This is a genomic window from Aeromonas popoffii, assembly GCF_000820025.1.
Taxonomy (GTDB): Bacteria; Pseudomonadota; Gammaproteobacteria; order Enterobacterales; family Aeromonadaceae; genus Aeromonas; species Aeromonas popoffii.
Genome location: NZ_CDBI01000033.1, coordinates 49,773 through 74,162 on the forward strand (window position 1 = coordinate 49,773; position 24,390 = coordinate 74,162).

22 protein-coding genes are annotated in these 24,390 nt (G+C 60.5%); 7 read left to right on the top strand and 15 right to left on the bottom strand.

Annotated elements, in window-relative coordinates:
* Nucleotides 1-54: 54 nt before the first annotated feature.
* From BN1129_RS06965 to BN1129_RS06985, 5 genes are all read right to left on the bottom strand, one after another.
* A complete protein-coding gene (locus BN1129_RS06965) occupies nucleotides 55-561 on the bottom strand; it encodes a hypothetical protein (RefSeq protein WP_042035513.1) in 507 nt (168 codons plus the stop codon).
* Nucleotides 562-713: 152 nt separating this feature from the next.
* The gene (gene sbcB / locus BN1129_RS06970; RefSeq protein ID WP_042035464.1) at nucleotides 714-2,141 is read right to left on the bottom strand and encodes an exodeoxyribonuclease I; all 1,428 of its coding nucleotides are present in this window, start codon (nucleotides 2,139-2,141) and stop codon (nucleotides 714-716) included.
* 264 nt (nucleotides 2,142-2,405) lie between these two features.
* Nucleotides 2,406-3,905, bottom strand: coding sequence for an L-arabinose isomerase (gene araA, locus BN1129_RS06975; RefSeq protein ID WP_042035516.1), 1,500 nt, complete (start codon nucleotides 3,903-3,905; stop codon nucleotides 2,406-2,408).
* A gap of 20 nt (nucleotides 3,906-3,925) precedes the next feature.
* Nucleotides 3,926-4,624, bottom strand: a complete 699-nt coding sequence (locus BN1129_RS06980) for an L-ribulose-5-phosphate 4-epimerase (RefSeq protein WP_042035467.1) — start codon at nucleotides 4,622-4,624, stop codon at nucleotides 3,926-3,928.
* Nucleotides 4,621-6,312: a ribulokinase gene (locus BN1129_RS06985; RefSeq protein WP_042035468.1), complete on the bottom strand. Its 1,692-nt coding sequence runs from the start codon at nucleotides 6,310-6,312 to the stop codon at nucleotides 4,621-4,623. The genes BN1129_RS06980 and BN1129_RS06985 overlap by 4 nt, the downstream gene beginning before the upstream one ends.
* Nucleotides 6,313-6,673: 361 nt before the next feature.
* Here BN1129_RS06985 and BN1129_RS06990 point away from each other — a divergent pair, with 361 nt between their 5' ends.
* The 4 genes from BN1129_RS06990 to araC all read left to right on the top strand — a co-directional run bounded on the left by BN1129_RS06990 (nucleotide 6,674) and on the right by araC (nucleotide 11,338).
* A complete protein-coding gene (locus tag BN1129_RS06990) occupies nucleotides 6,674-7,657 on the top strand; it encodes an arabinose ABC transporter substrate-binding protein (RefSeq protein WP_042035469.1) in 984 nt (327 codons plus the stop codon).
* A gap of 75 nt (nucleotides 7,658-7,732) precedes the next feature.
* Nucleotides 7,733-9,232: an L-arabinose ABC transporter ATP-binding protein AraG gene (gene araG, locus BN1129_RS06995; RefSeq protein WP_042035470.1), complete on the top strand. Its 1,500-nt coding sequence runs from the start codon at nucleotides 7,733-7,735 to the stop codon at nucleotides 9,230-9,232.
* A 48-nt stretch (nucleotides 9,233-9,280) separates the two neighbouring features.
* The gene (gene araH / locus BN1129_RS07000) at nucleotides 9,281-10,282 is read left to right on the top strand and encodes an L-arabinose ABC transporter permease AraH (protein WP_042035472.1); all 1,002 of its coding nucleotides are present in this window, start codon (nucleotides 9,281-9,283) and stop codon (nucleotides 10,280-10,282) included.
* 144 nt (nucleotides 10,283-10,426) lie between these two features.
* Entirely contained in the window at nucleotides 10,427-11,338 is a 912-nt protein-coding gene (araC, locus tag BN1129_RS07005; protein WP_042035474.1) for an arabinose operon transcriptional regulator AraC, read from the top strand.
* 127 nt (nucleotides 11,339-11,465) lie between these two features.
* Here the strand turns inward: araC and ykgO are convergent, their stop codons facing one another.
* Both ykgO and BN1129_RS07015 read right to left on the bottom strand, forming a co-directional pair.
* On the bottom strand, nucleotides 11,466-11,591 hold the full coding sequence (gene ykgO / locus BN1129_RS07010; protein ID WP_042035476.1) for a type B 50S ribosomal protein L36: 126 nt from the start codon (nucleotides 11,589-11,591) through the stop codon (nucleotides 11,466-11,468).
* Nucleotides 11,591-11,857 carry a type B 50S ribosomal protein L31 gene (locus BN1129_RS07015; protein WP_042035477.1) on the bottom strand — a complete coding sequence of 89 codons (267 nt, stop codon included), beginning with the start codon at nucleotides 11,855-11,857 and terminating at the stop codon, nucleotides 11,591-11,593. Before BN1129_RS07015 ends, ykgO begins: the two co-directional genes overlap by 1 nt.
* A 280-nt stretch (nucleotides 11,858-12,137) precedes the next feature.
* On the opposite strand from BN1129_RS07015, the gene BN1129_RS07020 reads away from it, so the two are divergent.
* Complete coding sequence (locus tag BN1129_RS07020; protein ID WP_021140432.1) at nucleotides 12,138-12,386, top strand: DinI family protein; 249 nt, start codon at nucleotides 12,138-12,140, stop codon at nucleotides 12,384-12,386.
* A 151-nt stretch (nucleotides 12,387-12,537) separates the two neighbouring features.
* Here the strand turns inward: BN1129_RS07020 and BN1129_RS07025 are convergent, their stop codons facing one another.
* The 5 genes from BN1129_RS07025 to dcuC all read right to left on the bottom strand — a co-directional run bounded on the left by BN1129_RS07025 (nucleotide 12,538) and on the right by dcuC (nucleotide 19,026).
* The gene (locus BN1129_RS07025; protein WP_042035478.1) at nucleotides 12,538-13,362 is read right to left on the bottom strand and encodes a DUF2927 domain-containing protein; all 825 of its coding nucleotides are present in this window, start codon (nucleotides 13,360-13,362) and stop codon (nucleotides 12,538-12,540) included.
* Between the two features lie 25 nt (nucleotides 13,363-13,387).
* On the bottom strand, nucleotides 13,388-13,891 hold the full coding sequence (locus BN1129_RS07030; protein ID WP_042035480.1) for a M48 family metallopeptidase: 504 nt from the start codon (nucleotides 13,889-13,891) through the stop codon (nucleotides 13,388-13,390).
* Between the two features lie 150 nt (nucleotides 13,892-14,041).
* Nucleotides 14,042-15,685, bottom strand: coding sequence for a hypothetical protein (locus BN1129_RS07035; protein WP_042035481.1), 1,644 nt, complete (start codon nucleotides 15,683-15,685; stop codon nucleotides 14,042-14,044).
* Nucleotides 15,686-15,865: 180 nt separating this feature from the next.
* The gene (locus tag BN1129_RS07040) at nucleotides 15,866-17,527 is read right to left on the bottom strand and encodes a bifunctional metallophosphatase/5'-nucleotidase (RefSeq protein ID WP_042035482.1); all 1,662 of its coding nucleotides are present in this window, start codon (nucleotides 17,525-17,527) and stop codon (nucleotides 15,866-15,868) included.
* A gap of 146 nt (nucleotides 17,528-17,673) precedes the next feature.
* Nucleotides 17,674-19,026 (bottom strand): anaerobic C4-dicarboxylate transporter DcuC, encoded by a 1,353-nt coding sequence (gene dcuC, locus BN1129_RS07045; RefSeq protein WP_042035484.1) that lies wholly within the window; start codon nucleotides 19,024-19,026, stop codon nucleotides 17,674-17,676.
* A 337-nt stretch (nucleotides 19,027-19,363) separates the two neighbouring features.
* On the opposite strand from dcuC, the gene BN1129_RS07050 reads away from it, so the two are divergent.
* Nucleotides 19,364-19,963, top strand: coding sequence for a DUF922 domain-containing Zn-dependent protease (locus BN1129_RS07050; protein WP_209418484.1), 600 nt, complete (start codon nucleotides 19,364-19,366; stop codon nucleotides 19,961-19,963).
* Between the two features lie 89 nt (nucleotides 19,964-20,052).
* On the opposite strand, the gene mnmC is transcribed toward BN1129_RS07050, so the two are convergent.
* Nucleotides 20,053-22,071 (bottom strand): bifunctional tRNA (5-methylaminomethyl-2-thiouridine)(34)-methyltransferase MnmC2/FAD-dependent 5-carboxymethylaminomethyl-2-thiouridine(34) oxidoreductase MnmC1, encoded by a 2,019-nt coding sequence (mnmC, locus tag BN1129_RS07055; protein WP_042035488.1) that lies wholly within the window; start codon nucleotides 22,069-22,071, stop codon nucleotides 20,053-20,055.
* A 90-nt stretch (nucleotides 22,072-22,161) separates the two neighbouring features.
* Here mnmC and fabB point away from each other — a divergent pair, with 90 nt between their 5' ends.
* A complete protein-coding gene (fabB, locus tag BN1129_RS07060) occupies nucleotides 22,162-23,373 on the top strand; it encodes a beta-ketoacyl-ACP synthase I (RefSeq protein ID WP_042035490.1) in 1,212 nt (403 codons plus the stop codon).
* Between the two features lie 62 nt (nucleotides 23,374-23,435).
* On the opposite strand, the gene BN1129_RS07065 is transcribed toward fabB, so the two are convergent.
* On the bottom strand, nucleotides 23,436-23,930 hold the full coding sequence (locus BN1129_RS07065) for a GNAT family N-acetyltransferase (RefSeq protein ID WP_042035517.1): 495 nt from the start codon (nucleotides 23,928-23,930) through the stop codon (nucleotides 23,436-23,438).
* 121 nt (nucleotides 23,931-24,051) lie between these two features.
* Nucleotides 24,052-24,375: a DUF4377 domain-containing protein gene (locus tag BN1129_RS07070; RefSeq protein ID WP_042035492.1), complete on the bottom strand. Its 324-nt coding sequence runs from the start codon at nucleotides 24,373-24,375 to the stop codon at nucleotides 24,052-24,054.
* Between the last annotated feature and the right edge of the window lie 15 nt (nucleotides 24,376-24,390).

Here is a 24,390-nt window from a genome sequence, read left to right on the forward strand (position 1 = left end):
CAGGCTCCCATGGGAGCCTGAATTATTCGCAAAGGGGGCATAAATGTCGGGGGATCAGTAACACCACTCGAAGCCGATGGCGTAATTGGCGGCGCCATAGCCCGGGATCTCGTTGCTGGAGAGCAGTGCCTTGAAGGTGAACTGCGGGCTGAGGGGCATGCCGAGCCCCATGCCGATGGCGACCTCATCATTGGTGTTGCCAATCATGTCGGCCCGGATCATGCGATAGAGCGACATGTCCTGGCTCATGTGCACATAGCTCTGGGAGGCGCGATTGTAGAGCTGACCAAACACCTCCAGCTGAAAACCGGCCTGGGGGGTGATGGCCAGCGGCACGCCGACAAAGTTGTAGAGATCGGATCGGTTGAAATAGCTGTTGGTGATCTGGGGAGTGAAGTCGGTCTGCTGATAGAGGCGGCTGAAGTTGCTCTCGATCAGCTCATAAGTTTGCTGCGGCAGTTGCAGCAAATAGTCGGGGACATCAAAACGCACGCCTGCCATGCAGGCCGAAGGCAGCAGGGAGCAGACGAGCAAGCCGAAACCGGATAATCCTGAACGCATCAGACGAGGCATCCCCAAGGGTCGATAGTCAAAGGCCGTTAATCCAATATTAGCGCACAAATAATTGAAACTTCAGGAGTCTTAGCTCCCCTTCCCATTATGTCTTGGGCGAGGGGAACAGACCGATATTTAACTGTGAAGCCGATCACATCTCACAGATCTTCGAGGTAGTGATAGAGGCTCTTGAGAATCGCAAAGTTCCGCTCATTACCCTGATTCTGCTCGGCCAGTGCCTCGAGGCGAGGGGCGTAGTCCGGCAGGCGGCGGCTGAAGTAGTCGCTGCAGTGCAGGCGCCATCGCTTCTGCTCCGCCTCGCTCAGGGTGTGCGGCCAGTTGCGGGCGCGGTAGCGGAACAGCATCTGGGGCAAACGCGCGTCTGTGAAGGCAAATTCCCGCTCTCCTAACAGTTCGGCCGGGGTGGCACGCACCAGATCCATGGTGGCCTTGTCGCCGTGGCCGAAGAAACCGGCGTAGAGCTGGGTATCCGGATCCGAGTCGTTGTTGCCCGCGAACTCCTGATTGAACACCTCCACCAGTTTTTCCCGTACCTCGGGATGAGCCCGCAGCAGATCCAGGCTCTTGCGGCACTGCTCCCGGTCGATGCCAAGCTCGTCGGCGCGCTCGGCGGTCAGGGTGGCCGCTGGCGCCAGTACCGGGCACTTGTTGATGTGCACCAGCTTGACCGGAATGGCCGCCAGATCTCCCAGCTCATCCTTGCGGGTATAGAGCCGCTCGCGGATCTCGTCGCTGGAGAGCGCGATGAGCGGGGTCGGATCACGGGTCAAATCCACCATGATCACCGCATTCTGGTTACTGGGGTGCCAGGCGAGCGGCGACACCCAGCTCACGCACCCCTGCCAGGGGGAGAACATGCCGGAGACATGGGTCAGTGGCTTCATGGTCACCACGTCGATCAGTGCTTTAACCTTGTTCTTGTTGCGAAGGTCAAACAGATAGTTAAACAACTTGGGCTGGGCCTTTTTCACCAGCTTGGCCATCTCTATGGTAGCCAGCACATCGGAGAGCGCATCGTGGGCATTGGCGTGAGCCACGCCGTTGGCCACCGTCAGCTTCTCCAGCCTGAAACTCGGTTTGCCCTCCTCGTCAAATGCCCACTCGATCCCCTCCGGGCGCAGGGCATAGCAGGCCCGCAGCATGTCGAGTATGTCCCAGCGGGAGTTGCCGTTTTGCCAACTGTAGGCGTAGGGGTCATAGAAGTTGCGATAGAGGGTGTAACGCGTCACCTCGTCATCGAAGCGGATGCTGTTGTAGCCCAGCACGCAGGTATTCGGTGTAGCGAACTGCTCGTGGATCTGGCGGATGAAATCCGCCTCGCACAGTCCGTCTTTCATCGCCTTTTGCGGCGTGATGCCAGTGATCAGGCAGGCTTCCGGATCCGGCAAATAATCTGCCGGCGGCTTGCAATAGATGACCAGCGGCTCGCCGATGAGGTTGAAATCCGCATCGGTACGGATACCGGCAAACTGCGACGGCCTGTCCTTCGCCGGGCTGATGCCGAAGGTCTCGTAATCGTGGAAGTAGAAGGTGGGCTCAATGCCGGATTGTGCTGTTTTGCTCATAAGTTCCGAGATGGGTGTCCGATACGGTGGTGCCACGCACCTGAGTGGGCGGTGCCATGCACCACGATTACCTGCATGGTAAACCATAGCGCAGGCCGAGCGAAGGGCAGACAGCCCGGCTGCTGGTTTATTGGACAGGCAAGGGATGATGAGGTAGCAATAGTCGTCTGGCAGGTATGAGAAATAGAGAAGGAAGCAGCCCCGCTGGCGGGGCTGCTGTCATGGTGGTGGCCGCTGGCCGCTGGCCGCTGGCCGATTAAGGGATCAGCGGCAGATCTTGTAGTAGACCTCGTTCCACTGGAGTGTCTGCTTGAGCTCCGGGATCCGGGTGTGCTCGTCGATCACCACGAACTCTATGCCCATGATGTCGGCGAAGGTGCGCAGCTGCTCGATCTCCACCGACTGGGTGAACACCGAGTGGTGGGCGGCGCCCGCCAGGATCCAGGCCTCGGCGCTGGTTTGAAGGTCCGGCATGGGCTTCCACAGGGCGCTTGCCACCGGTAATTTCGGCATGGCCTCTGGCAAGTCCACCACCTCCAGCTGATTGACCACCAGCCGGAAGCGATTGCCCATGTCGATGAGGCTGGCATTGACCGCCTTGCCGGCAGGCACCGCGAATAGCAGTCTGGCCGGGTCGGCCTTCTTGCCTATCCCCAGGTGTTGGACGTCCAGCACGGGTTTACTTGCGGCGATAGAGGGGCACACCTCCAGCATGTGGGCACCCAGCACCAGGTTGTTGCCCGCCTCCAGGTGGTAGGTGTAGTCCTCCATGAAGGAGGTGCCGCCCGCAAGGCCTGTTCCCATCACCTTGAGGGTGCGCAGCAGGGCCGCCGTCTTCCAGTCCCCTTCGGCCCCGAAGCCGAAGCCTTGCTGCATCAGGCGCTGGCAGGCCAGCCCAGGCAGCTGGTGCAGGCCATGGAGATCCTCGAAGGTGGTGGTGAAGGCGCCAAAGCCGCCCTCGGTGAGAAATTTTTTCATCCCCAGCTCCTGGCGCGCGGCTTCATAGAGGGACGCACGCAGTGGCCCGCCTGCCTGCACCGCTTCGGTCAGGGTATAGGTCTGTTCGTACTCGGCCAGCAGCGCGTCGATATTGGCGGCGGGCACGGTGTCGATGACCTTCACCAGATCGCCAACCGGGTGATAGTTCACCTGATAGCCGAACTGGATCTGGGCTTCAATCTTGTCGCCCTCGGTGACGGCCACGTTGCGCATGTTGTCGCCAAAGCGGGCGATCTTCAGGTGGCGGCTGTCGTGAATGGCGGCGGCGATGCGCATCCAGTTGCCGATCTTGCTCCTTGCTTCCTCATCCTGCCAGTGGCCCACCACCACGGTGCGTGGCAGTCGCAGGCGGGCGCCCATGAAACCGAACTCGCGCCCGCCATGGGCGGTCTGGTTCAGGTTCATGAAGTCCATGTCGATCTCGCGCCAGGGCAGGTCGCGGTTGAACTGGGTGTGAAATTGCAGCAGAGGCTTTTGCAGCTGACTCAGGGCCGGGATCCACATTTTGGCGGGGGAGAAGGTGTGCATCCACACCATGAGCCCCACGCAGCGCTCGTCATGGTTGGCATCCCGGGCCACCGCGCTTATCTCATCGAGTGTGGTGCCGGTGGGCTTGAGCACTATCTTGATGGGCAGCCCAGCCCCCTCGTTGAGCTGGCTGGTCATGGTATGGGCATGATCGGCCACCTGCTTCAATGTGGTCGCGCCATACAGGTGCTGGCTGCCGACCAGAAACCACACTTCCAGCTGTTTCATCAATTCCATGATCTTGTCCTCTTTATTGATCAAGTTTCGGTCTGGCCGTAATAGGCGTGTTTGCCATGTTTGCGCTGGTAGTGTTTTTCCAGCAGGTAGTCTGGCAGAGCATGAGCCTGCGGGTTTATCTGGCCGGTGAGCCACGCCATGCGCGCCACCTCTTCCAGTACCACGGCGTTGTGCACCGCCTCATCCGCATCCTTGCCCCAGCTGAAGGGGCCGTGATTGGCCACCAGCACCCCCGGCATGGTGAGAATGGGGATCCGTTGCAAGGTCTCGACGATGAGGTGACCGGTCTGTCCCTCGTAATCCTCCTCGACCTCCTTTGGGGTGAGCAGGCGGGAGCAGGGGATCTCGCCATTGAAATAGTCGGCCTGGGTGGTGCCAAAGATAGGGATAGAGCGGCATGCCTGGGCCCAGGCGGTGGCGTGGGTGGAGTGGGTATGTACCACGCCGCCAAGCGCGGGATAGGTGCGATAGAGCACCAGGTGGGTGGCGGTGTCGGAGGAGGGGCGCAGCGCCCCCTCCACCTGCTTGCCTGCGAGATCCAGCACCACCAGATCCTCCAGCCGCATCCGCTCGTAGCTGACGCCGCTCGGCTTTATCACCACCAGACCCCGTTCCCGGTCGATACCGCTCACGTTACCCCAGGTGAAGGTCACCAGACCGTGGCGCGGCAAGTCCAGGTTGGCGGACAGCACCTGCTCCTTGAGAGCTTGAAGGTTCATGCCTGTACCCCGCGGTTGTAGAGGGGCTCGGCGGCGGCGCCCCAGGCGAGGTAGCGCTGGTAGAGCCGCTCATACTCGGCGACCCGCACCGGATCCGGCTGGTGGGTGCGCTCCATGGCGCTCGCCATGTGGCGCTGAGCCTCGGCCACATCGCCATGGATCCCGGCCGCCACGGCGGCGAAGATGGCCGCCCCCAGGGCGCAGCACTGATCCGAGGCCACCACCTGGATGGGTCTGTTCATCACGTCGGCGCAGGTTTGCATCACTGTTGTTGATTTGCGGGCGATGCCGCCCAGGGCGATCACCTGTTCCACCGGCACCTGCTGGCGGGTCAAACACTCCATGATGCTGCGAGCCCCGAAGGCGGTGGAGGCCACCAGAGCGCCGAACAAGTCGGGCGCATCCGTGCCGAGGTTGAGCCCGGTAAGGGTGCCCTGCAGGCGCTGGTTGGCATACGGGGTACGGCGGCCGTTGAACCAGTCGAGCACCACTGGCAGGTGGGCCAGATCGCGTTGCTGCTCCCAAGCGGCGGCGAGGCTCGGCAACAGTTCCCGCTTGTGGGCTTCGATGGCGGTGTGAAGTTCGGGGGACTGGGCGGCGAGCCGGTCGAGCGGCCAGCTCAGTTGGCGCTGATACCAGGCGTAGATATCGCCAAACGCCGACTGTCCCGCCTCCAGCCCCACCATGCCTGGTACCACGCTGCCGCTCACCTGGCCGCAGATCCCTGTGATCGTGCGCCCGCCTATGGTGGCCTCATCGGCGATCAGGATGTCGCAGGTGGAGGTGCCGATCACCTTGACCAGGGTATTGTGGCCGGCCCCGGCCCCCACCGCACCCATGTGGCAATCAAAGGCGCCGCCGGCGATCACCACCTCGCAGGAGAGATGCAGCCGCTTGGCCCACTCTGGGGTCAGGGTGCCGACCGGCAGATCAGCAGTCCAGCTGTCGGTAAAGAGCGGGCAGTCGAGATCTTCGGTCAGCAGCGGATCCAGCGCGTTGAGAAAATCGGCGGGAGGCAGGCCGCCCCAGCTCGGGTGCCAGAGGGACTTGTGGCCGGCGGAGCAGCGCCCGCGCCTGATGTCGGCCGGGGCCTGGGTGCCGCTCAGGATGGCGGGCACCCAGTCGCACAGTTCGACCCAGTTGCAGGCCGCTGCGCGCACCGCCGCATCGCTGCGGGAGACGTGCAGGATTTTGGCCCAGAACCACTCGGATGAGTAGATGCCGCCTATGTAGCGACTGTAGTCGGGGAACTGGCCGCCGTGGCAGAGCGCCGTGATGGCCTCAGCCTCTTCGATGGCGGTGTGATCCTTCCACAGCACAAACATGGCGTTGGGATTGTCGGCAAACTCGGGGCGCAGGGCCAGCACTTGCCCCTTCTCATCGATGGGGGCGGGTGTCGAGCCCGTGCTGTCCACCCCGATACCGCGCACGGCGGCGCGCTGGATGGGGGTGAGCTGGCTCACCACCTGCACCACCGCCTGCTCCATGGATTCCAGATAGTCGAGAGGGTGGTGGCGGAACTGGTTGTTGACCGGCTGACAGTAGTGGCCGGCCTGCCAGCGTGGGTAATAGACGACATGGGTTGCCAGCTCGGCGCCGTCCTGACAGCGCACGGCGAGTGCCCTGACCGAATCGCTGCCAAAATCGAGTCCGATGACGATGTACTCGGACCTGGGGTGCTCAGACATAGGTGCTCCTGACCATCAATGAGGGGGGACTGGGGAGGAACCATAGGAGATGGACTGGACGGGCGGTTAGCCATTGGCTGCTGGAAATATGGATTTAAACGCTATCAACGCAAGATGGTGATGGCTGTCCAGGATCCTTTATATGACTTTTTTGCTGAAAATATAGACAAAATAGCTGCAATTTTATGGCGTGATCCTGCTCTCCATTTTTTAGTGAGAAAACGTTTACAACTTGGTTTGTTCATCTAGCAATAACAATAACGTCATGTTTGAACATGTTTTTATGTGGCGGCTGATTGAGTTGTACGAACGGCCGCACTTCGTTGGTACATGGATTGATAGAACACTTGGAGACATTCACATGAACAAAATCGTTAAAGGCATGATTGCTATGGGGTTTGCCTTTGGTATGGCAAATTCTGCTTTTTCGGCCGAGGCGCTGAAGCTGGGTTACCTGGTCAAGCAGCCGGAGGAGCCCTGGTTCCAGACCGAATGGAACTTCGCCGACAAGGCCGGCAAGGATCTCGGTTTCGAGGTGATCAAGATAGCGGTACCCGATGGCGAGAAGACGCTCAATGCCATCGACAGCCTGGCGGCCAACGGCGCCAAGGGCTTTGTCATCTGTACCCCTGACCCCAAGCTCGGGGCCGCCATCATGGCCAAGGCCAACAGCATGGGTCTGAAGGTCATCACTGTGGATGACCAATTCGTTAACGCCAAGGGCCAGCCCATGGAGCAGGTGCCGCTGGTGATGATGGCCGCCACCAAGATTGGCGAGCGCCAGGGTCAGGAGCTCTACAAGGAGATGCAAAAACGCCAGTGGGATGTGAAGGCGACCGGGGTACTGGCCATCACGGCCGATGAGTTGGATACCGCCCGTCGTCGGGTCGAGGGTTCTTTGAGTGCGCTCAAGGTCGCCGGCTTCCCCGATGCCCAGATCTACCGTTCACCGACCAAGGCCAACGACATTCCGGGGGCACTGGATGCCGCCAACTCCATGCTGGTGCAGCACCCCGAGGTGAAGAACTGGCTCATCGTCGGCATGAATGACAATACAGTGCTCGGCGGCGTGCGCGCCACCGAAGGGCAGGGCTTCAAGGCCGCGAATGTCATTGGCATCGGCATCAACGGGGTGGATGCGGTGAACGAGCTCTCCAAGTCCAGCGCCACCGGTTTCCTCGGCTCCCTGCTGCCCAGCCCGGATGTGCACGGCTACAAGAGTATCCAGATGCTGCATGACTGGGTCGTCAATGGCGCAGAGCCAGCCAACTTCACCGAAGTGACCGACGTTGTGCTCATCACCCGCGACAACTTCAAGGTCGAGCTGCAGAAAAAAGGTCTGTGACAGGCGCGGTCTAACCTCTGACATCGATACCGGCATGGCGCAGAACCGCCCATGCCTGTGATCTGGAGTAAACACATGGATCAGTCAGTTCCTTATCTGGAGTTTTGCGGCATCAGCAAGGAGTTTCCCGGCGTCAAGGCGCTGCAAAACGTCTCCTTCTCCTGCCAGCAGGGCTCGGTGCATGCGCTGATGGGAGAGAACGGCGCGGGCAAGTCGACCCTGCTCAAGATCCTGAGCGGCTTTCAGGCGCCCACCACCGGGGTGGTGAAGCTGGCCGGTCAGGAGCGGGTATTCCAGAGCACGGTCGATGCGCTGGAGAGCGGGATCGCCATTATCTATCAGGAGTTGCATCTGGTGCCCGAGATGAGCGTGGCCGAGAATATTTACCTCGGCCAGCTGCCCACCCGGCATGGCGTCATCGATCGGGAGAAGCTCTATCAGGATGCGGTCAGGCAGCTGGCGCGCCTCGGCATGGATGTGTCGCCCGAGACGCCGCTCAAGTACCTGTCGCTCGGTCAATGGCAAATGGTGGAGATTGCCAAGGCGCTGACCCGGGATGCCCGGATCATCGCCTTTGACGAGCCGACCAGCAGCCTCTCATCCCGCGAAATAGATCAGCTGTTTCGGGTCATTCGCCAGCTACGGGACGAGGGTAAGGTGATCCTCTACGTCTCCCACCGCATGGACGAGATCTTCGCCCTGTGCGATGCCATCACGGTATTCAAGGATGGCCAGTTCGTACGCACCTTCGCCTCCATGGCCGAGGTCAGCCGGGATCTGCTGGTCAAGACCATGGTGGGGCGCGAGCTGACCGATATCTACGGTTACAGCCCAAGAGCGCTTGGGGAAGTGGGCCTGCGGGTGGAAAACCTGATGGGGCCCGGCCTGCAGACACCCATCTCGTTTGAGGTCAAGCGAGGGGAGATCCTTGGCATTTTCGGGCTGGTGGGGGCCGGTCGCAGCGAGCTGATGAAGCTCATCTTTGGTGCCGACAAGCTGGTCTCTGGCGAGATCTCGGTGTTTGGCAAACCTGTGCCCATTCGCAACCCCATTGATGCCATTCACAGCGGCATCATGCTCTGTACCGAGGACAGAAAAGCCCTCGGTATTATCCCCATTCACTCGGTGCAGGAGAACATCAACATCAGCGCCCGGCGCCACAAGGCGTGGTGGGGCTTCTGGATTAACCAAACATGGGAAGACGAAAACGCCCGGCTGCGGATCCGCGACATGCGGGTCAAAACCCCGTCCCCCTATCAGGCCATCATGCACCTCTCCGGCGGCAACCAGCAGAAGGCCATTCTGGGGCGCTGGCTCTCCGAAGACATGAAGGTCATTTTGCTCGACGAGCCGACCCGTGGCATCGACGTCGGGGCAAAAAACGAGATTTACAACGTGATTTACGATCTGGCCAAGGTGGGTATCGCCGTGGTGGTGGTATCAAGCGAGCTGCCGGAGGTGCTGGGCATCGCGGATCGGATCATCGTCATGCGGGAGGGGGAGATCGCTGGCGAGCTTTCCCACGATGAGGCCGACGAGGTCAAGGCGCTCAATCTGGCCATGCCGGCCCGTTGAGCCGCTGACTGCAACGAGATAGCACCCGGAATTTTCAGGAGACAAACCATGACAACTACTACCTCAGTCGGCCAAACCGCCAGCGCCGCGGCGGCCAGCGGCTCCCGCCTGCAACTGGCCCGGATATGGGATCAATACGGCATGCTGGTGATCTTCGCCATCCTGTTCTTGCTGGCCTGCGTGCTGGTGCCCAACTTTGCCAGCCTGATCAACATGCGCGGGCTGGGGCTGGCTGTCTCCATGTCGGGCATGGTGGCCTGCGGCATGCTGTTCTGCCTCGCCTCCGGCGAGTTCGACATGTCGGTCGGCTCCGTGGTCGCCTGTTCAGGCGTTGCCTGCGCGGTGGGCATCAACGCCACCGAGAGCATCACGGTCGGCATCCTGGCCGGTATGTCGGTGGGGGTGCTGTTTGGCCTCATCAACGGCATCGTGGTGGCCAAATTCAAGATCAACGCCCTTATCACCACCCTCGCCACCATGCAGATGGCGCGCGGGGTGGGCTACCTCATCTCCGATGGCAAGGCGGTCGGCATAGTGGAAGAGGGTTTTTTCGATCTCGGCAACTCCGCCCTGCTCGGGATCCCGACGCCGGTCTGGCTGACGGCGCTCTGCTTCGTGCTCTTTGGCCTGCTGCTCAACAAGACCACCTTCGGTCGCAACACCCTGGCCATGGGGGGCAATGAAGAGGCCGCGCGGCTGGCCGGGGTCAACGTGGTGCGCACCAAGATCATCATCTTCACCATGACCGGGCTGATTGCCTCCATTGCCGGCATCATACTCGCGTCGCGCATGACCTCGGGCCAGCCCATGACCTCCATCGGTTTCGAGCTGGTGGTGATCTCGGCCTGCGTGCTGGGCGGTGTCTCTATGAAGGGGGGGATTGGCAAGATCTCCTACATCATCGCCGGTGTGCTGATCCTGGGGCTAATGGAGAACGCCATGAACCTGCTAAACATATCCCCGTTTGCCCAGTACGTGGTGCGCGGCCTGATCCTGCTCGCCGCCGTGCTGTTCGATCGCTACAAGCAGGTACGCAAGGCGCGCATCTGACCTCCCTCCTACCGGCGCAGGCTCACGTTCTGTTGGCTTGCGCCGGTGACACTATGGCGCTCGGCCCATGCCATTGTGAGCCAGCTCAACAATTTCACACGACGCTGACCGCCAGATAGCGCGTTCCCAAGGTGAGTCTTTACAATGGCCCAAGCCGATTTTTTTACCCAAGCGCTGTTTTCCGCCATGTCCTCGATGCAAAAAGAGAAGCCGAAACAACTTAATCCCCTGTTGCCGGGCTACGCCTTTGATGTCTTCCTGGTCTCGGGCATGACCCCCATAGAGCAGGGGAGCGCGCTCGACTTCATCATTGACAGGCCCCAGGGCATGAAGGGCTTCATCGTCAACCTGACCATCAGAGGCAAGGGGCAGATCTTTCATGGGGATCAGGCATTCACAGTGGAGCCCGGCGACCTGCTGCTGTTCCCGCCGGCGGCCGTGCACTATTACGGCCGGGCGCCGGATGCGCGGGAGTGGTACCACCGCTGGGTCTATTTTCGGCCGAGGGCCTATTGGGCCGACTGGCTAAAGTGGCCGCAGGTGACGGAGCGGGTGGGGTGCCTGCAACTGGCGGACAGCCAGTTGCTCACCGAATTTGACGCTCTGTTCCTCGACATCGAAGAGACCCACCAGCAGCTCAGACCCATGTCGGAACAGCTCGCCATGAACCTGCTGGAACGGCTGCTTATTCGTTGCTACGAGGCCTCTTCTCTCAATGCCTACCCCACCATAGATCACCGGGTTCACCAGGCGTGCCAGATCCTGAGCGAGTCGCTCTGTGCCGAAATCTCGGTAGAGGCGCTGGCGGAGCGGGTGTTTTTGTCTCCTTCACGGCTGGCGCACCTGTTTCGCGAGCAGGTGGGGGTGAGCATAGTGCGCTGGCGCGAGGATCAGCGGATCATGCGGGCCAAGCTGTTGCTGCAGACCACCCCCATGTCGGTGGCCACCATAGGCCAGCAGGTGGGCTATGACGATCAGCTCTACTTCTCGCGGGTGTTCAGGAAACGGGTGGGCGTCAGCCCGACCGAATACCGCAAATGCGCCACCCCGCTGTGACGGGGGGATTGCAGACAGGGACGATGCGCCAGCCAAGCGTCATCAGTGTCGCAGATGCCAGATCAGGCTAGTTTTTCGAAGGTTTCACTGGCCCCTGAGAAGAGGGCCAGTGAAGGGGCTGACTTGCTCAGCGCTGGCGGGCCTTGAATCTGGGATTGCTCTTGCAGATCACGAATAGCTTGCCGCGGCGACTGACAATCTGGCAATCCGGGTGGCGCGACTTGGCTGATTTGAGGGAGGAGAGCACTTTCATTACTTGTCTTTTCCTTTGTTGAAGAAGTGGCCGAAACGTTGCCCAAAGCGGGCGACCTGGCCCTCCTTGCCGATCTGCTTCTGCTTGCCGGTATAGAAGGGGTGAGAGGCACTGGAGACATCCAGCGTCACATAGGGATAGGTATTGCCATCCTCCCACTGCTTGGTGCGGTCTGTTTTGAGGGTGGAACCCACCAGAAAATAGTTGTTGGCGGTCAGATCGTGAAACAGGATCTGACGGTATTCGGGGTGAATGTTGGGGCGCATAATACTCGCTCTATGGTTTTTCGTGTTATGTTATAACAGCATAAATAATGCTCCTGTTGAGAATGAATATCAACTATTTTTTAGGGCGCTATAAGGGTAGATGAAGGGGGCATAGAGCATAAAACGGGCGGGTATGAGCTGCCCGGGAGCAGGAAAACCGGTTATCTGCGACGCCACTGCAACTTTGATTGAAGGCCTGCTTGGGGAAGCAGATAATCCCTCCTTTACTTTTGATTTTTACTGTATAAAAATACAGTTATAAATCATGGAGACTTATCCTATGCGTCTGGAAATCATCATCGACAAGAAACATCAGATCCCTACCACCACCATGGAGGCGCTGCGTCAGGAGTTGCTCAAGCAGTTGGGCGAGAAGTTCCCCGACCTGCATGTGCGGGTCGCGCCGGGCGGTGCCATGGCGATGACGGTCAGCCGTGCCAGCAAGGAAGACAAGGAGCTGGCGGAGGCCATGGTGCAGGAGGTGTGGGAGAACGCTGACAGCTGGATGCCGGAAAACGCCGCCTCCTGAGGCTCGCTGGCCGCCGGCTGAGTCGTGTATGGCAGGCGCCAGAAAGACTCAACAAGGATCAGAGAAAACGCAGCCTCGGCTGCGTTTTTCCGTTTCTGGCCACACTGGGAGTTTACCTGCTCACATCGTGCTGGAAGGGGGATCCTGCGCCTTACAACCCGGCCCAGCGCTTGAGGCTATTGACCTGTACCCGCTGGTTGGCCTGGGCTATCTCGCGGTGGGCACGCAGCGCCTTGATGGCCTCGGGCAGGGCGGCGTGCACCTCGGCGGCCGTCATGCCGGGATGCAGCGCGGGGTGATAGGCAAGCTTGAGCAGCACATAGTCGAGTCCGGTCGGGAAGCTGTCGATGCTGTTGTCGTTGAAGATGGAGGGAAACACCTTGTCCGAGTCGTTGGGCAGGCCCATCACCTGGGTGAGTTCTTCTACTACGCAATCGAGAAAACGCCCCTTGGCCCGGCTGTAATCTACCGGAATGATGATGGTGGCGCGGGCTATCTCATAGCGGGCATTGGTGGCGAAGTTGGCTATGCACAGCCCCTCTTTGAGCGCCATCTTGATGGAGGCATCCTGGCCCATTGTCCGTTTGGCCCAGCTCGCCATCTGCGAGTGTTGGGTCATGATCAGGGTGATGTTGGCGTTGTCGTTCACCAGTGTGATAGGGCGACCTATGATGCTGGCCAGATGCTGGCTCTGGATCTTGACCACCTCGGCCTGCAGCGGCTTGTCGCCAAATTCATTGATGAGCCTGAGACGGATGGGTTGCTGCCAGCGGGAGAAACGCACATTCTGCTCGTGGCCATATTCCTGTTTCATGGCGACTTCGAAGAAGCTCTGAGTCAGATAGGCATCGCTCTGCCAGTGGTCGGCGGCGTGCAGGGAAAGCGGTGGGAGCAGCAACACCAGACTCCACAGGCTCATCAAGCCTCCCTTGAATGTGCGAGCACGTGGCAGTAGCGGATGGCGCAATGGGATCATGTTTCCTCCTTGAAACGGCAATCGGTCAGCGCGCGGCGCGCTCAATATCGCGCCAAGTGAGCCAGAGTCTGAGATCAAACTCCAGTTGATGATAGTCCGGCTCCATGTGTTGACAGAGCTGATAGAAGGCCTTGTTGTGATCCTTCTCCTTCAGGTGGGCCAGTTCGTGCACCACTATCATCTTCAAAAAGGCGGGGTGAGCCTCCTTGAACAGGGCTGCGATGCGGATCTCGTTCTTGGCCTTGAGCTTGTTGCCCTGTACCCGGCTGACATAGGTGTGCAGGCCGAGGGCATCTTTGATCACGTTGATCTTGCCATCGAAAATCACCTTGGACAGCGGCGCCGAGCTTTTCAGATAGCGGTTCTTCAACTCCATGGTGTAACCCAGCAGCGCCTTATCACTCTGGATCAGGTGACTGTCCGGGTAGCGTTTTTCCAGCATGTCGCCCAGCTTGCCCGCCGCGATCAGCTGTTGTACCTGGGCCTTGAGCTGGTCCGGGTAGCCCCCGAGATAGGTCAGTTCCGCCATGGTTTGTCACTCGTCACATCAAAAAAGAGCGCCATTGTAGTCATCCCGCGTTGGCTTGGGTAGGGCTTGCTCTCTTCCCTGCGTGTGTTCGTCCAAGCAAAAGGGCCGTCACTGTGATCAATGACGGCCCTTGCTGGCGATGGTGCGGGATCAGCGCCTGCGATAAAGGCCGGGGTCCACCTCTTCATACTGGCTCACCAGATATTGATAGAAGGCGAGGCTGGAAGGGGAGCTCGGTTTTTTCAGCTCGTCGGCAATCCGTTCCGGCTTGGCGATGATGAACTTGGGACTCTGGCGCTTGATGTCGGCCAGCACACGTTCACGCACGTCGTAGGGCGGATTGACGTTGGCAAAGAAGAGATAGGCGGAGGCCGGCTGGCGATCGGTCCACAGATAATATTGCGGCTGTATGCCATCGACCCAGATCTTGTCGGTCGGGCCGGTTTCGGCCTTGATCCGATCGACCCGTACCTGAGCTGGCAGGTTGAACGGCGTGCCCTTCAGGCTGCCTTCCCAGGCGTTGTTGAGCAGCAGGACCAGCATGGCCAGCGAGGCGAGCCAGGGAGTGGCACTGCGCACATCCCAGGCGCGCCACAGGGGCACCAGGATCAGCACGGGCAGGGCCCACAGCAGACTGTTGCCGAGCACTTCCCGCACCCGTTCCAGCGACCACTCCTTGGTGCTCCAGCCGTAACCGAGCTGCTGGGCCAGCAGCCAGCTGGCGGTCAGCACCACCAGCGAGATACAGAGCAGGCCGAGGCCATCGGCTTGCTGCTCGCTGCGATCCAGCAGGCAGGCGAGCGGCAACAGGGCCAGCGGCAGATAGAGCACATCGTAGTGATCGAACACATGGCCGGAAACGGAGTTGGCGACCAGGGTGAACACTACGCCGAACAGGGTGGCGCACAGGACGGGCAGATACCACTCCTGCCGCCTGCTCATCATCAGTATGATGAAGGCGGGTAGCAGCATGATGAGGCCGGTGCGCAGCAGGCCGACGCTGCCCACATCTGGCGAGAAGCCGTTACCGTAGCTGCCCTCGAAGAAGATGTCGAAGGCGTAATACTTGAATTCGGCCAGCAAGCTGTGGTGCTGGAAGTAGGCAAGCAGGGGGGCGCCTATCAGGGCCAGTCCCAGCAGGCTGGAGAAGAGCAGGGCGAAGGCGCAGCGCCACTGTTCGCGCAGGCACCAGTGGCAGAACAGCACCAGATACCAGGCGCCCCAGAAGGCGCCGTTGTTGGTGCGCATCCAGGCTACGATGGCAAAGGTCAGCGCCGCCACCAGGGCCGGCCCCCAGCTGAAGCGCTTGTCCAGCAGCATGGTGATGAAGGCCCATTGGGCGAGGAGGGCCAGATGGAAGGTCCAGTCCTCGGTCATGTTGCCGTAGTAATAACGGGTGCTGTAGAGCGCCAGCACCGCCAGCATGCTACCGAGGCGTGCGCGCAGGGAGAGGCCGAGCTGGCCGAATGCTTGCCAGCTGGCCAGCAGACCGAGCCAGCAGAGCGCCCACTCCAGCAGCCAGATCCCGAAGAAGCCACCCAGGTGGTAACCGAGTGCATTGAGGGCGAAGATCATGGGGCCCTTGATGTCGACCATGTCCCGGTAGAGCACGCCCCCCTCACTCCACATCTTGCCCATCACAGCGAACAATGAAGCATCGAAGCCGGGGGCCATGCCATGAAACAGCGGGTTGCGCAGGCAAAACAGCAAGGCCAGCAGGCCAGTGAGCAGGATCACCAGCGGCCTAAGGCCCGGATTGACACGAGGAGGGGTAAAGCGGATGACATGATTCATGGGTGACCTGTTCCAGCTGGGAAGTCTCGAAAGCGGGCCTATCTTGCCGAGCCTGACTGCGCTATGCAATGGGCGTGGCAGATGTGCTTGAAATAATTTGCAAAAGTGCCGTCTTCTGGCAAGAAAGCGGCACTTTTTATGACAAACGTGGCAGAAGTGGTGGTCTGAGTCCCACTGGGTTCACGACATGGCGCCAGGGCCCTGATACACCAGCAGCGGCGGCATGACACTCAGCTCGGGCAGATAGCGTGCCCAGCGGATGAAGGCATCCGCCAGCGTGATGCCGAGCTCCTGATTGTGCTGGGTCAGGGTGCGGGCCAGCGCCGTGTAGCCCTCCTTGCCGGAGGCGGTATAGGCGCTTGATACCCCCCGGTAGATAGCATCGGCCTCGATCGGCTGCCATTGACCCGGGCTCGCCTCCCACTCCAGCCGGGTGATCCTGGCCCCTTTGGGCTTGTCTGCCTGGTAGCTGAAACGGACGCCGGCAGTATAAGGGAAGCTGCCGCTGCCGTTACCCGTCACGCCATTGTTGGTGGCGTTGTCGATGGCCCCCTCCAGCGCCTCGGCCAGTTCATGGCCGTGCACCCGATAGAGGGTGAGCGGAATGGCAAAAGGCAGCAGGCGACCGGCGATATCCGCCTCGCTGAGCGGCCCGGGTTCGAGGGCGCAGCGCACGCCACCTGCGTTGTGCAGGGCGAAATCCACCTGACCGACCTGTTCACGGGCTCCGGTCAGCATGGCGTGGGCCACCAGGGGGGCAACCTGGCTGCCGGCTGGCAGGTTGGCGTCGGGCAGGCGCTGATGGTGCAGTGGCCCGGCGAGCCGGGTCACAATGCGCTGGGTCATGGTTTCGAGCTCGGGCCGGTAGCGCTTGGCCAGATGCGCCTCAAGTTCAGGAGCCGGCTCGCAGAAGTGCAGACCGGCTGGCGGCGCTGAGTCAAACGGCCAGGGTTGCCAGGGCAGCCACTCCAGCTGGCCCTGGCTGCGCCGCACTCGGCCGCGCGCGTCAAATTCCAGCTCGCACACCCCGAGGCAGAGCGCGCTGTGGGCCGCATGCAGTATGGCGACGTCGTTCACCATCAGCGGATAGCTGCCGTCGCTCTCGAGCCCGAGGGGAGCCAGATCCCCCAGCTGACTGTGAGTGTGGCCGCCGATGATGAGGCTGAACTCCGGAAAGCGAGCAGCCAGGCGCTTGTCCTGCTCAAGCCCCAGATGGCTCAGCAAGATGATGTGGTGAATACCTTCGGCCTTGATGTCGCTGATCGCGGCGACCAGCGTCTCCTCGATGCCGTGAAAATGGGTATAGGCATCCGGATTGGCGATGGCGGCCATCTGCGGCAGTGTGATGCCGAGCAGGGCGAAGGGCACTCCGTCTATGATGCGTTTGTGCCAGGGGCGCCTGGCGTCATGGAGCATGTGCAGGCCCCTCAGTCGCAACGGGGTATCGGCCGGTTCCTGACTGCTGTCCAGGTTGGCGGCCAGCACTGGGAAGTCGAGCTGGCGCAAAAACTCCACCAGAGGACCGTTGCCCAGATCGAATTCGTGATTGCCGATCACCATGGCATCCGGCTGCAGCAAGCTCAGCAGATCTGCGTTGGCTCGCCCCTTGAAACGGTTGAAATAAAGCGAACCCTGGAAGGTGTCGCCGCCGTGCAGGAGCAGGCAGGTCTGACCCGCAGCGTCTGCCTGCTGACGCAGGGCGGTGAGCCGGGAAAGGATGCGGGCATAGCCGCCACATTGAGTACGCCACTCGGACTCGCCAACGGGGGAGAAGCGCATGGGGGCGCCATCGAAATGGGAGTGGCAGTCACTGAAGTGGGCAAGTTGAACCGTAATACTCATCTCGGTCCTCCTTAGAGAAAAAAAGAGCTCAGAGTCTACTCCAACCTCGGGGGAAGATACCAGCCCGGCAGGACGCCGGGCTGGTGAGGAAAGCGCCAGTTCTGGCAGGGGCCAGAGTCAGTCCCCCCGCAGGTTCAGGCCGAATGTCAGGCGGGCACCATGATCTGGGTGGCGAGGATCACCACCAGCAGGCCGACCGCGACCGGCATACTGGTGCGCTTGACCACCTCGAACGGCGAGAGCTTGCCCATCCCCGCACAGGCGACCACCACCCCGGAGACCGGCGAAATGGTACGACCCAGGTTGGAGGCTTGCAGCATCGGGATCACCAGATAGGCCGGGTTGATGCCAAGGCTGCTGGCCAGATTGGGGATCAGCTCCACGAAGGCGTAGAAGGGGGCATTGCCCGAGCCGGTAGTGAAGGCGGCCAGGGTGGTGATCACCACCAGTGACAGCATCATGATCATGCCGCCCGAGCCGAGATCCTGTGCATGGGCAAGCAGGGTGTCGATAAAGCCGATAGTCATCAGACCCTGGGCAAAGACACCGGCACCGACCAGCAGCATGACCACACCAGCGAAGGCATCCGCCATGTGACGCCAGCAGACCTGCAGTCCGTCCAACAGCTCCTTGCCGTTGCGGATCCGCACCAGCTCCAGCAGGCTGGCCAGCACCATGCACATCACTATGATGGTGACGATATCCAGCTGTGGACCCCATTTGCCGTCAAATACCAGCACCCCGATGATGGGAGTAAACGGCAGGATGGCGTAGAAGGCGGGGGCGGTGGTGACCAGATCACCCGGGGCGACCGGCTCATTGTGCTCGCCAGACTTCTGGTCCAGGTAGCGCTGCCAGAAGAAGTGAGTCACCGCCATGCAGGCGATGGCAATCAGCGAGATGGGCAGAGTCAGCTTGAAGGCAAAATCGAGCAGCGGCATGTTGGCGGCCTGGGCAGCCATCACCACGTCACCGGAGGTCGGTGCCAGAATGATGGCGGCTGGCGAGGCGCACACGGCCGCCGCCGCGCCACGGGAGATCCCCATGTTGACCATCAGCGGGAACAGGGTGGCCATCAACAGCACGCCGAGGCCAGTGGCGGAGCTCACCGCCAGCGACATGGCGCAGGCAACCAGATAGGCGGCCACCAGCAGGATGTAGGGGGATTTGATGATGCCCAGTGGTTTGCTGGCCAGCTTGACCAGAATGGTGTTGGCGCCGATATGGCTCATGTAGCCGGCAAAACCGCACAGCACCATGATCAGCATGCCAAGGCCACCACCACGATCCACCAGCAGGAAGCGCACATATTCAAAGACGTCGGTGGCCACGTGACCGGTGGAGGTGACGCTGGCAGGCAGTACGGCCTTGCCCATCAGGGCGGTAATGGTCAGCAGCAGCAGACCGCCACTGAGCAGCACCCCGGTGGCCGAGTAGCCCTTGAAGATGTAGCGACCCACGGTCAGGGTGACCAGGGTGCCAATAAGGAGTTCCATCATAGAGTGAGTTCCTGAGTCCGAAATTGAAGGTGGATACATTTTTGGCGTCAACGTGGAGGGTCATCTGACCCATCCCGAAAAGTATCAACATAAAACTCGACGATTGTTATCCAATCAGGGATGGCTCACCATGATGTCAATCATCACTTGTGATCTTGCTTTCAAATCAATGAAGGCGCGGGGTTGCGACTTGTCAATCTGATACTCGGGCTTTTTGACGGGAGTGGGTGACAGTCGCAGGGATCGCGGTTAATCTCCTGCGTCGAGTATTAATACGTTGATAATTAATTAAAATAACACCCCGAGCATCAACGAGGTCAAGGCAGCATAAATGGGAATGATCAGCAAAGTTTTCATGGTGGCAGCCTTGCTGTATGCCGCCACAGCAGGGGCCGAACGTTCTCGTTATACCGGCATCAAGGTCGAGCCTGACATCAAGGTTGATTTCCAGTTTTACCGGGTGTTTGGACCGGATGTCGTCAGTGTGTCCCGCCAGATAGCAAAACAGGGGCAGACCCAGGCCCGCGGCCATATCGGCATGGCCAGCTACCAACTTTCCTGGCAGTTGCAGACCCGCCCCGAGGCCGACCGCTGCGCGCTGGAGCAGGTCAGGATCACCACCCGCATCAAGGTAATGGTACCGAACTGGATGGACAAGGCGAGGGCCTCCGCCGCAGAGCGCCAGAAGTGGGACAGGCTGGTGACCGCCATGTTCGATTATGAGAGCCGTCACAAGCAGATCTTGCTGGAGAGCGTCAGCCAGCTTGGCATCCAGTTGGCACAACTGCCGGTGGAGCGCGATTGCGCCGCCCTGCAATATCAGGCCTGGCAACAGGGGCAGGGGGTGCTGGCCAGCACCCGTGAGCGCTTCACCCAGTTGCAGCAACAGACGGATCACGGCCGCACATTGGGGGTGATCTGGCCCAAGGGCATCTAGCGCCTTGGTCGGCGTTACCAGCGATAAAAACGGGCTCCCGGTGGGGAGCCCGTTTTTATTGGGGTGGATTCGCCAACCGGGGCTGGCGGTCAGTTGAGGGGCTTGCCCTTGAGCAGTTTGCGCACCCAATAGCGCGCCGGATGGAGCGCTTCCAGCAGATCGGCGGACAGCGGTAGCGGATCGCCACAGATCTCGCTGGCAAGCAGCTCACTGCACAGCGGCGCCGAGCAGAGGCCCCGTGAGCCGAGCGCCCCCAGCACATACAGGCCGGGATGCAGTGGCAGCGGCGCTGCGTGTGGCTGATCAAACTGGAGCCTGGCGTAGTGATCTGCCAGGCTGGCCAATCTGGCGATTGGCCCCACCACCGGCAGGTGATCCCGGCTGGCGCAGCGCACGCCCACCCGTGCCTCGTTGCCACTGATATTCACCTCGGCTGGCCAGATCTGATCCGGCAGGCAGGCTTGCAGCCGGGTCTGGTTTTGCAGCTGTTCTTCTGCGCGAAACTCGAGGCTGTGCTGGTTGCGGCCATAGCTGGCACCGATACAGTGCTGCTGGTTGTGCGCGGGCGTGAGGTAGCCATCGTAACAGAGCACCGTCTTGAGCCGGCTCAGAGTGGCCGTGGTCGGCACATGGCTCACCTGACCACGCACCGGATAGAGCGGCAGCTCGGCAAAGGGGAGCAGGGCGGGCAACTGATGACCGGCGGCCACGACCAGATTGGGGGCCTGCCATTGACGCCTCTCATGGTTTTCAACCCGCCAGCCATCTGCTTGCTCATGAATAGCCGTGACTGGGCAATCGTATTCCACTTGCAGCAGGCCGCTGGCTTGTGCCTCCTTGATGGCTGCGCGGGTGAGATCGGCCGGACAGAGCCAGCCCCCCAGCGGATAGCTGACCCCGGCATGACCCGAGGGCAGGCCACATTCGTGCTCGGCTTCAGTGGGCGTCAGTGGGTGCATCAGCGCGGGCGGGAAAGGGCCCTGTTGCATCTTGGCCAGCTTGGCGCTGGATTTGTCGTCATAGCCAAGCTGCACCACTCCGCACAATTCAAAGGCGATGGCATGGCGCTCGGCCAGGGTCAGCAGCCGTTGGCGTGCATAGCCGAAGGCCAGCGAGTAAAAGCGTGACAAGGCATCGTGCTCGCCGTTGAGCAGGGGATAGAGTGCCCCCTGTCGATTACCTGAGGCGCCGGTAGCCAGTTCATTGTCCTCGCAGAGCAGGGTGACCTTGCGGCCCCGCTCCACCAGCGAGAGCGCCGTCATGGCCGAGGCGATGCCGCCGCCAATGATCAGCACCTCGCCGTCTTGCCCCGCCGGTCTGGCATACCAGGGGGCGATGGTGCGCTGTGGTGTCTTGTCTACCCGCTCGCCTGCCAGCATTGCCCACTTGCTGCCATGGCCCTTGACCTTCTTCATGGCAAATCCCGCGGCAATCAGGCCACGACGTACGAAGCCGGCGCTGGTAAAGGTGGAGATGGTCGCACCGGGACGAGCCAGGCGGGCCAGGTCCTCGAATAACTCTTGTGTCCACATCTCGGGATTTTTTGCCGGTGCGAATCCATCCAGATACCAGGTATCCACCAGCCCCTGCTCACCATGAGGCACTTGCGGCAGCATGTCCTTGATGTCCCCCAGCCAGAGATCGAGTCGAATGCGGCCGCCCGCAAAGTGCAGACGATGGCAGCCAGGGACGGGCAGTGGCCACTGTGCGATGAGTGCCTGGCTGAAGGGGGCAAGCTCGGGCCAGGCGGCCAGTGCCTTGCGAAGATCGCCCTGGGTGAGGGGGAATTTTTCGAAACTGATGAAGTGCAGACGGGCGCCGTTGCCGGTGTGGGGAGCCTGTTCAAGGAAGGCTTTCATTGTCGCCAGAAAGTTAAGGCCTGTGCCGAAACCTGTTTCACCTATCACGAAACTGTCACTATTGTGGTGAGAAAATCGCGCTGGCAACCCATTTTGCTGCAAAAAGACGTAGCGGGTTTCACTTAGACCGTTATCATTGGAAAAGTACACATCCCCGAAGTCACTGGAGAGTGGAGTTCCCGCTTCATTCCAGTCCAATCGGGCATGATGTAAGGATGTTTGACTCACGTTTCCCTCTGCTCGCGTCATAAGAACGCGGGCATTCTACGTGAAAGCAGACCAGTTTGGCAGCCGAAAGCGGGTAGACTTGGCGCCAGTTTTTCCAGACGAGATGAATTAATGAGAAGAGCAGTGATCACCGGTATCGGCGTCATCTCCAGTATCGGCAACAACAAGGAAGAAGTGCTGGCCTCCCTGAAATCAGGTAAATCTGGCATCACCTATTCCGAGCAGTTCGAGCAGCACAACCTGCGTAGCCGTGTCTGGGGTAACATCAAACTCGATCCGTCTGAACTGATCGACCGTAAAGTCATGCGTTTCATGGGTGACGCTGCGGCCTATGCCTATCTCTCCATGCAACAGGCCATTGATGATGCCGGGTTGCAGGAAGATCAGATCTCCAACGAGCGTACCGGCCTGGTGGTCGGTTCCGGTGGTGCATCCGGCAAGAACACCTCAGAGTCCTGCGACATTGCCCGTGAGAAAGGCGTCAAGCGGGTGGGCCCCTACATGGTGCCGCGCACCATGTCTTCCACTACCTCTGCCTGCCTGGCGACCCCGTTCCAGATCAAGGGTGTCAACTACTCCATCAGCTCTGCCTGTGCCACCTCTGCCCACTGCATCGGTCACGCCATGGAACTGATCCAGCTGGGTAAGCAGGACGTGGTCTTCGCCGGCGGCGGTGAAGAGCTGGACTGGTCTTCCACCATCCAGTTTGACGCCATGGGTGCCCTGTCCACCAAGTACAACGACACCCCGGAAAAAGCGTCCCGTACCTATGACGCCAACCGCGATGGTTTCGTCATCTCCGGTGGCGGTGGCATCTTGGTGGTCGAGGAGCTGGAACATGCCCTGGCCCGTGGTGCTCACATCTATGCCGAGCTGACCGGTTACGGTGCCACCTCCGATGGCTACGACATGGTCGCTCCGAGCGGTGAAGGCGCTGTGCGTTGCATGAAGATGGCGATGCAGGGGGTTGGCAAGGTTGATTACATCAACACTCACGGCACCTCCACTCCGGTGGGTGACACCAAGGAGCTGGAAGCTATCCAGACGCTGTTTGGCACTAACGGCCCCAAAATCTCCGCGACCAAAGCGATGACCGGCCATGCGCTGGGCGCTGCGGGCGTGCATGAGGCTGTCTACTCCCTGCTGATGATGGAACACGGCTTTATTGCCCCCAGCATCAACATCGAGACCCTGGACGAGAAGGCTGAGGGGCTGCCCATCGTACGCGAGTACGAAGCGGCTGATCTCAATACCGTCATGTCCAACAGCTTCGGCTTTGGCGGTACCAATGCATCACTGGTGTTCAGCAAGTTCAAGGCTTGATGAGTCGATGATGTGAAAAAAGGCGCCGCAAGGCGCCTTTTTTATTGGCAGTCGGGCGACCCTCAGGCGGGGTCGGTCAAGGGTAGCCGCATATAGACAGCGTCTTCACCGTACTCGTCCAACGATTTTGGGGTGTTGGCGGGCACAAAGCCCTGCTTGCGCCAGAAAGTCGGGGCATCCTGCACCGCCACCAGCCCGGCATACTCGTAGCCTTCAGCGCTGGCAAAGGCGAGGGCGGTTTCCAGTAGCCGCTGGCCAATGCCCTTGCCGCGCGCCTGTGCTGACACGGCCAGATCGTGCAGGTAGAACTCGTCGTTCCCCGCCAGTGTCTGCATGGGTACCGAGAGGGCGGGGGGCTGGTGGGCGCGCCAAGGATGGCAGAGCAGGTAACCCAGTACCTTGCCTTGATATTCGGCCACCCAACAACAGTCGGGAGCCAGCTCGGCCTTGCTGCTCATGACCTCGAGGGGTTCAGGATCCAGCTGATGATAACACTCATCCTGAATGGCCATGATGGTGGGCCAGTCATTGGCCCGGGTCGTGCGTATCTGGATCATCGTCATGGGGCATCGCTGCTTGGGTGTGCGGATTACATAATATCTCCGTCAGCCAGCGTACCAGAATGCGTTCATGAACTGAATGACAACCTCCAAATGAGGCTCTTTGTGGCCGGTATTCTTAACGAGCGGTCTGCTTGCTGACCAGCTTGATCAGGTGATAACGCAGGGAAGGGGCATCCGCTGGCACGTCGTTGAGCCACTCCTTGCTGACGGTCAGCTGGTACTGGTAGCCAGGTTCAAATTGAAAGCCTTCTATCTGCTGATAAAACAGGCTCCAGGCCTGCTGCTCATCGCTGCGAACCTGCATGCACAGCATGGGGCCGACACCGACGCAGTCGACCCGCTGGCTGTTGATGTAGAGGGTTTCCCCTTGTAACGGGGTCGTCGGTGCGTTCTGACAGGCGGTAAGCAGCAGGGCGGCGCTGATGAACAGTGGTCTCATGATGGACTCCTTCTG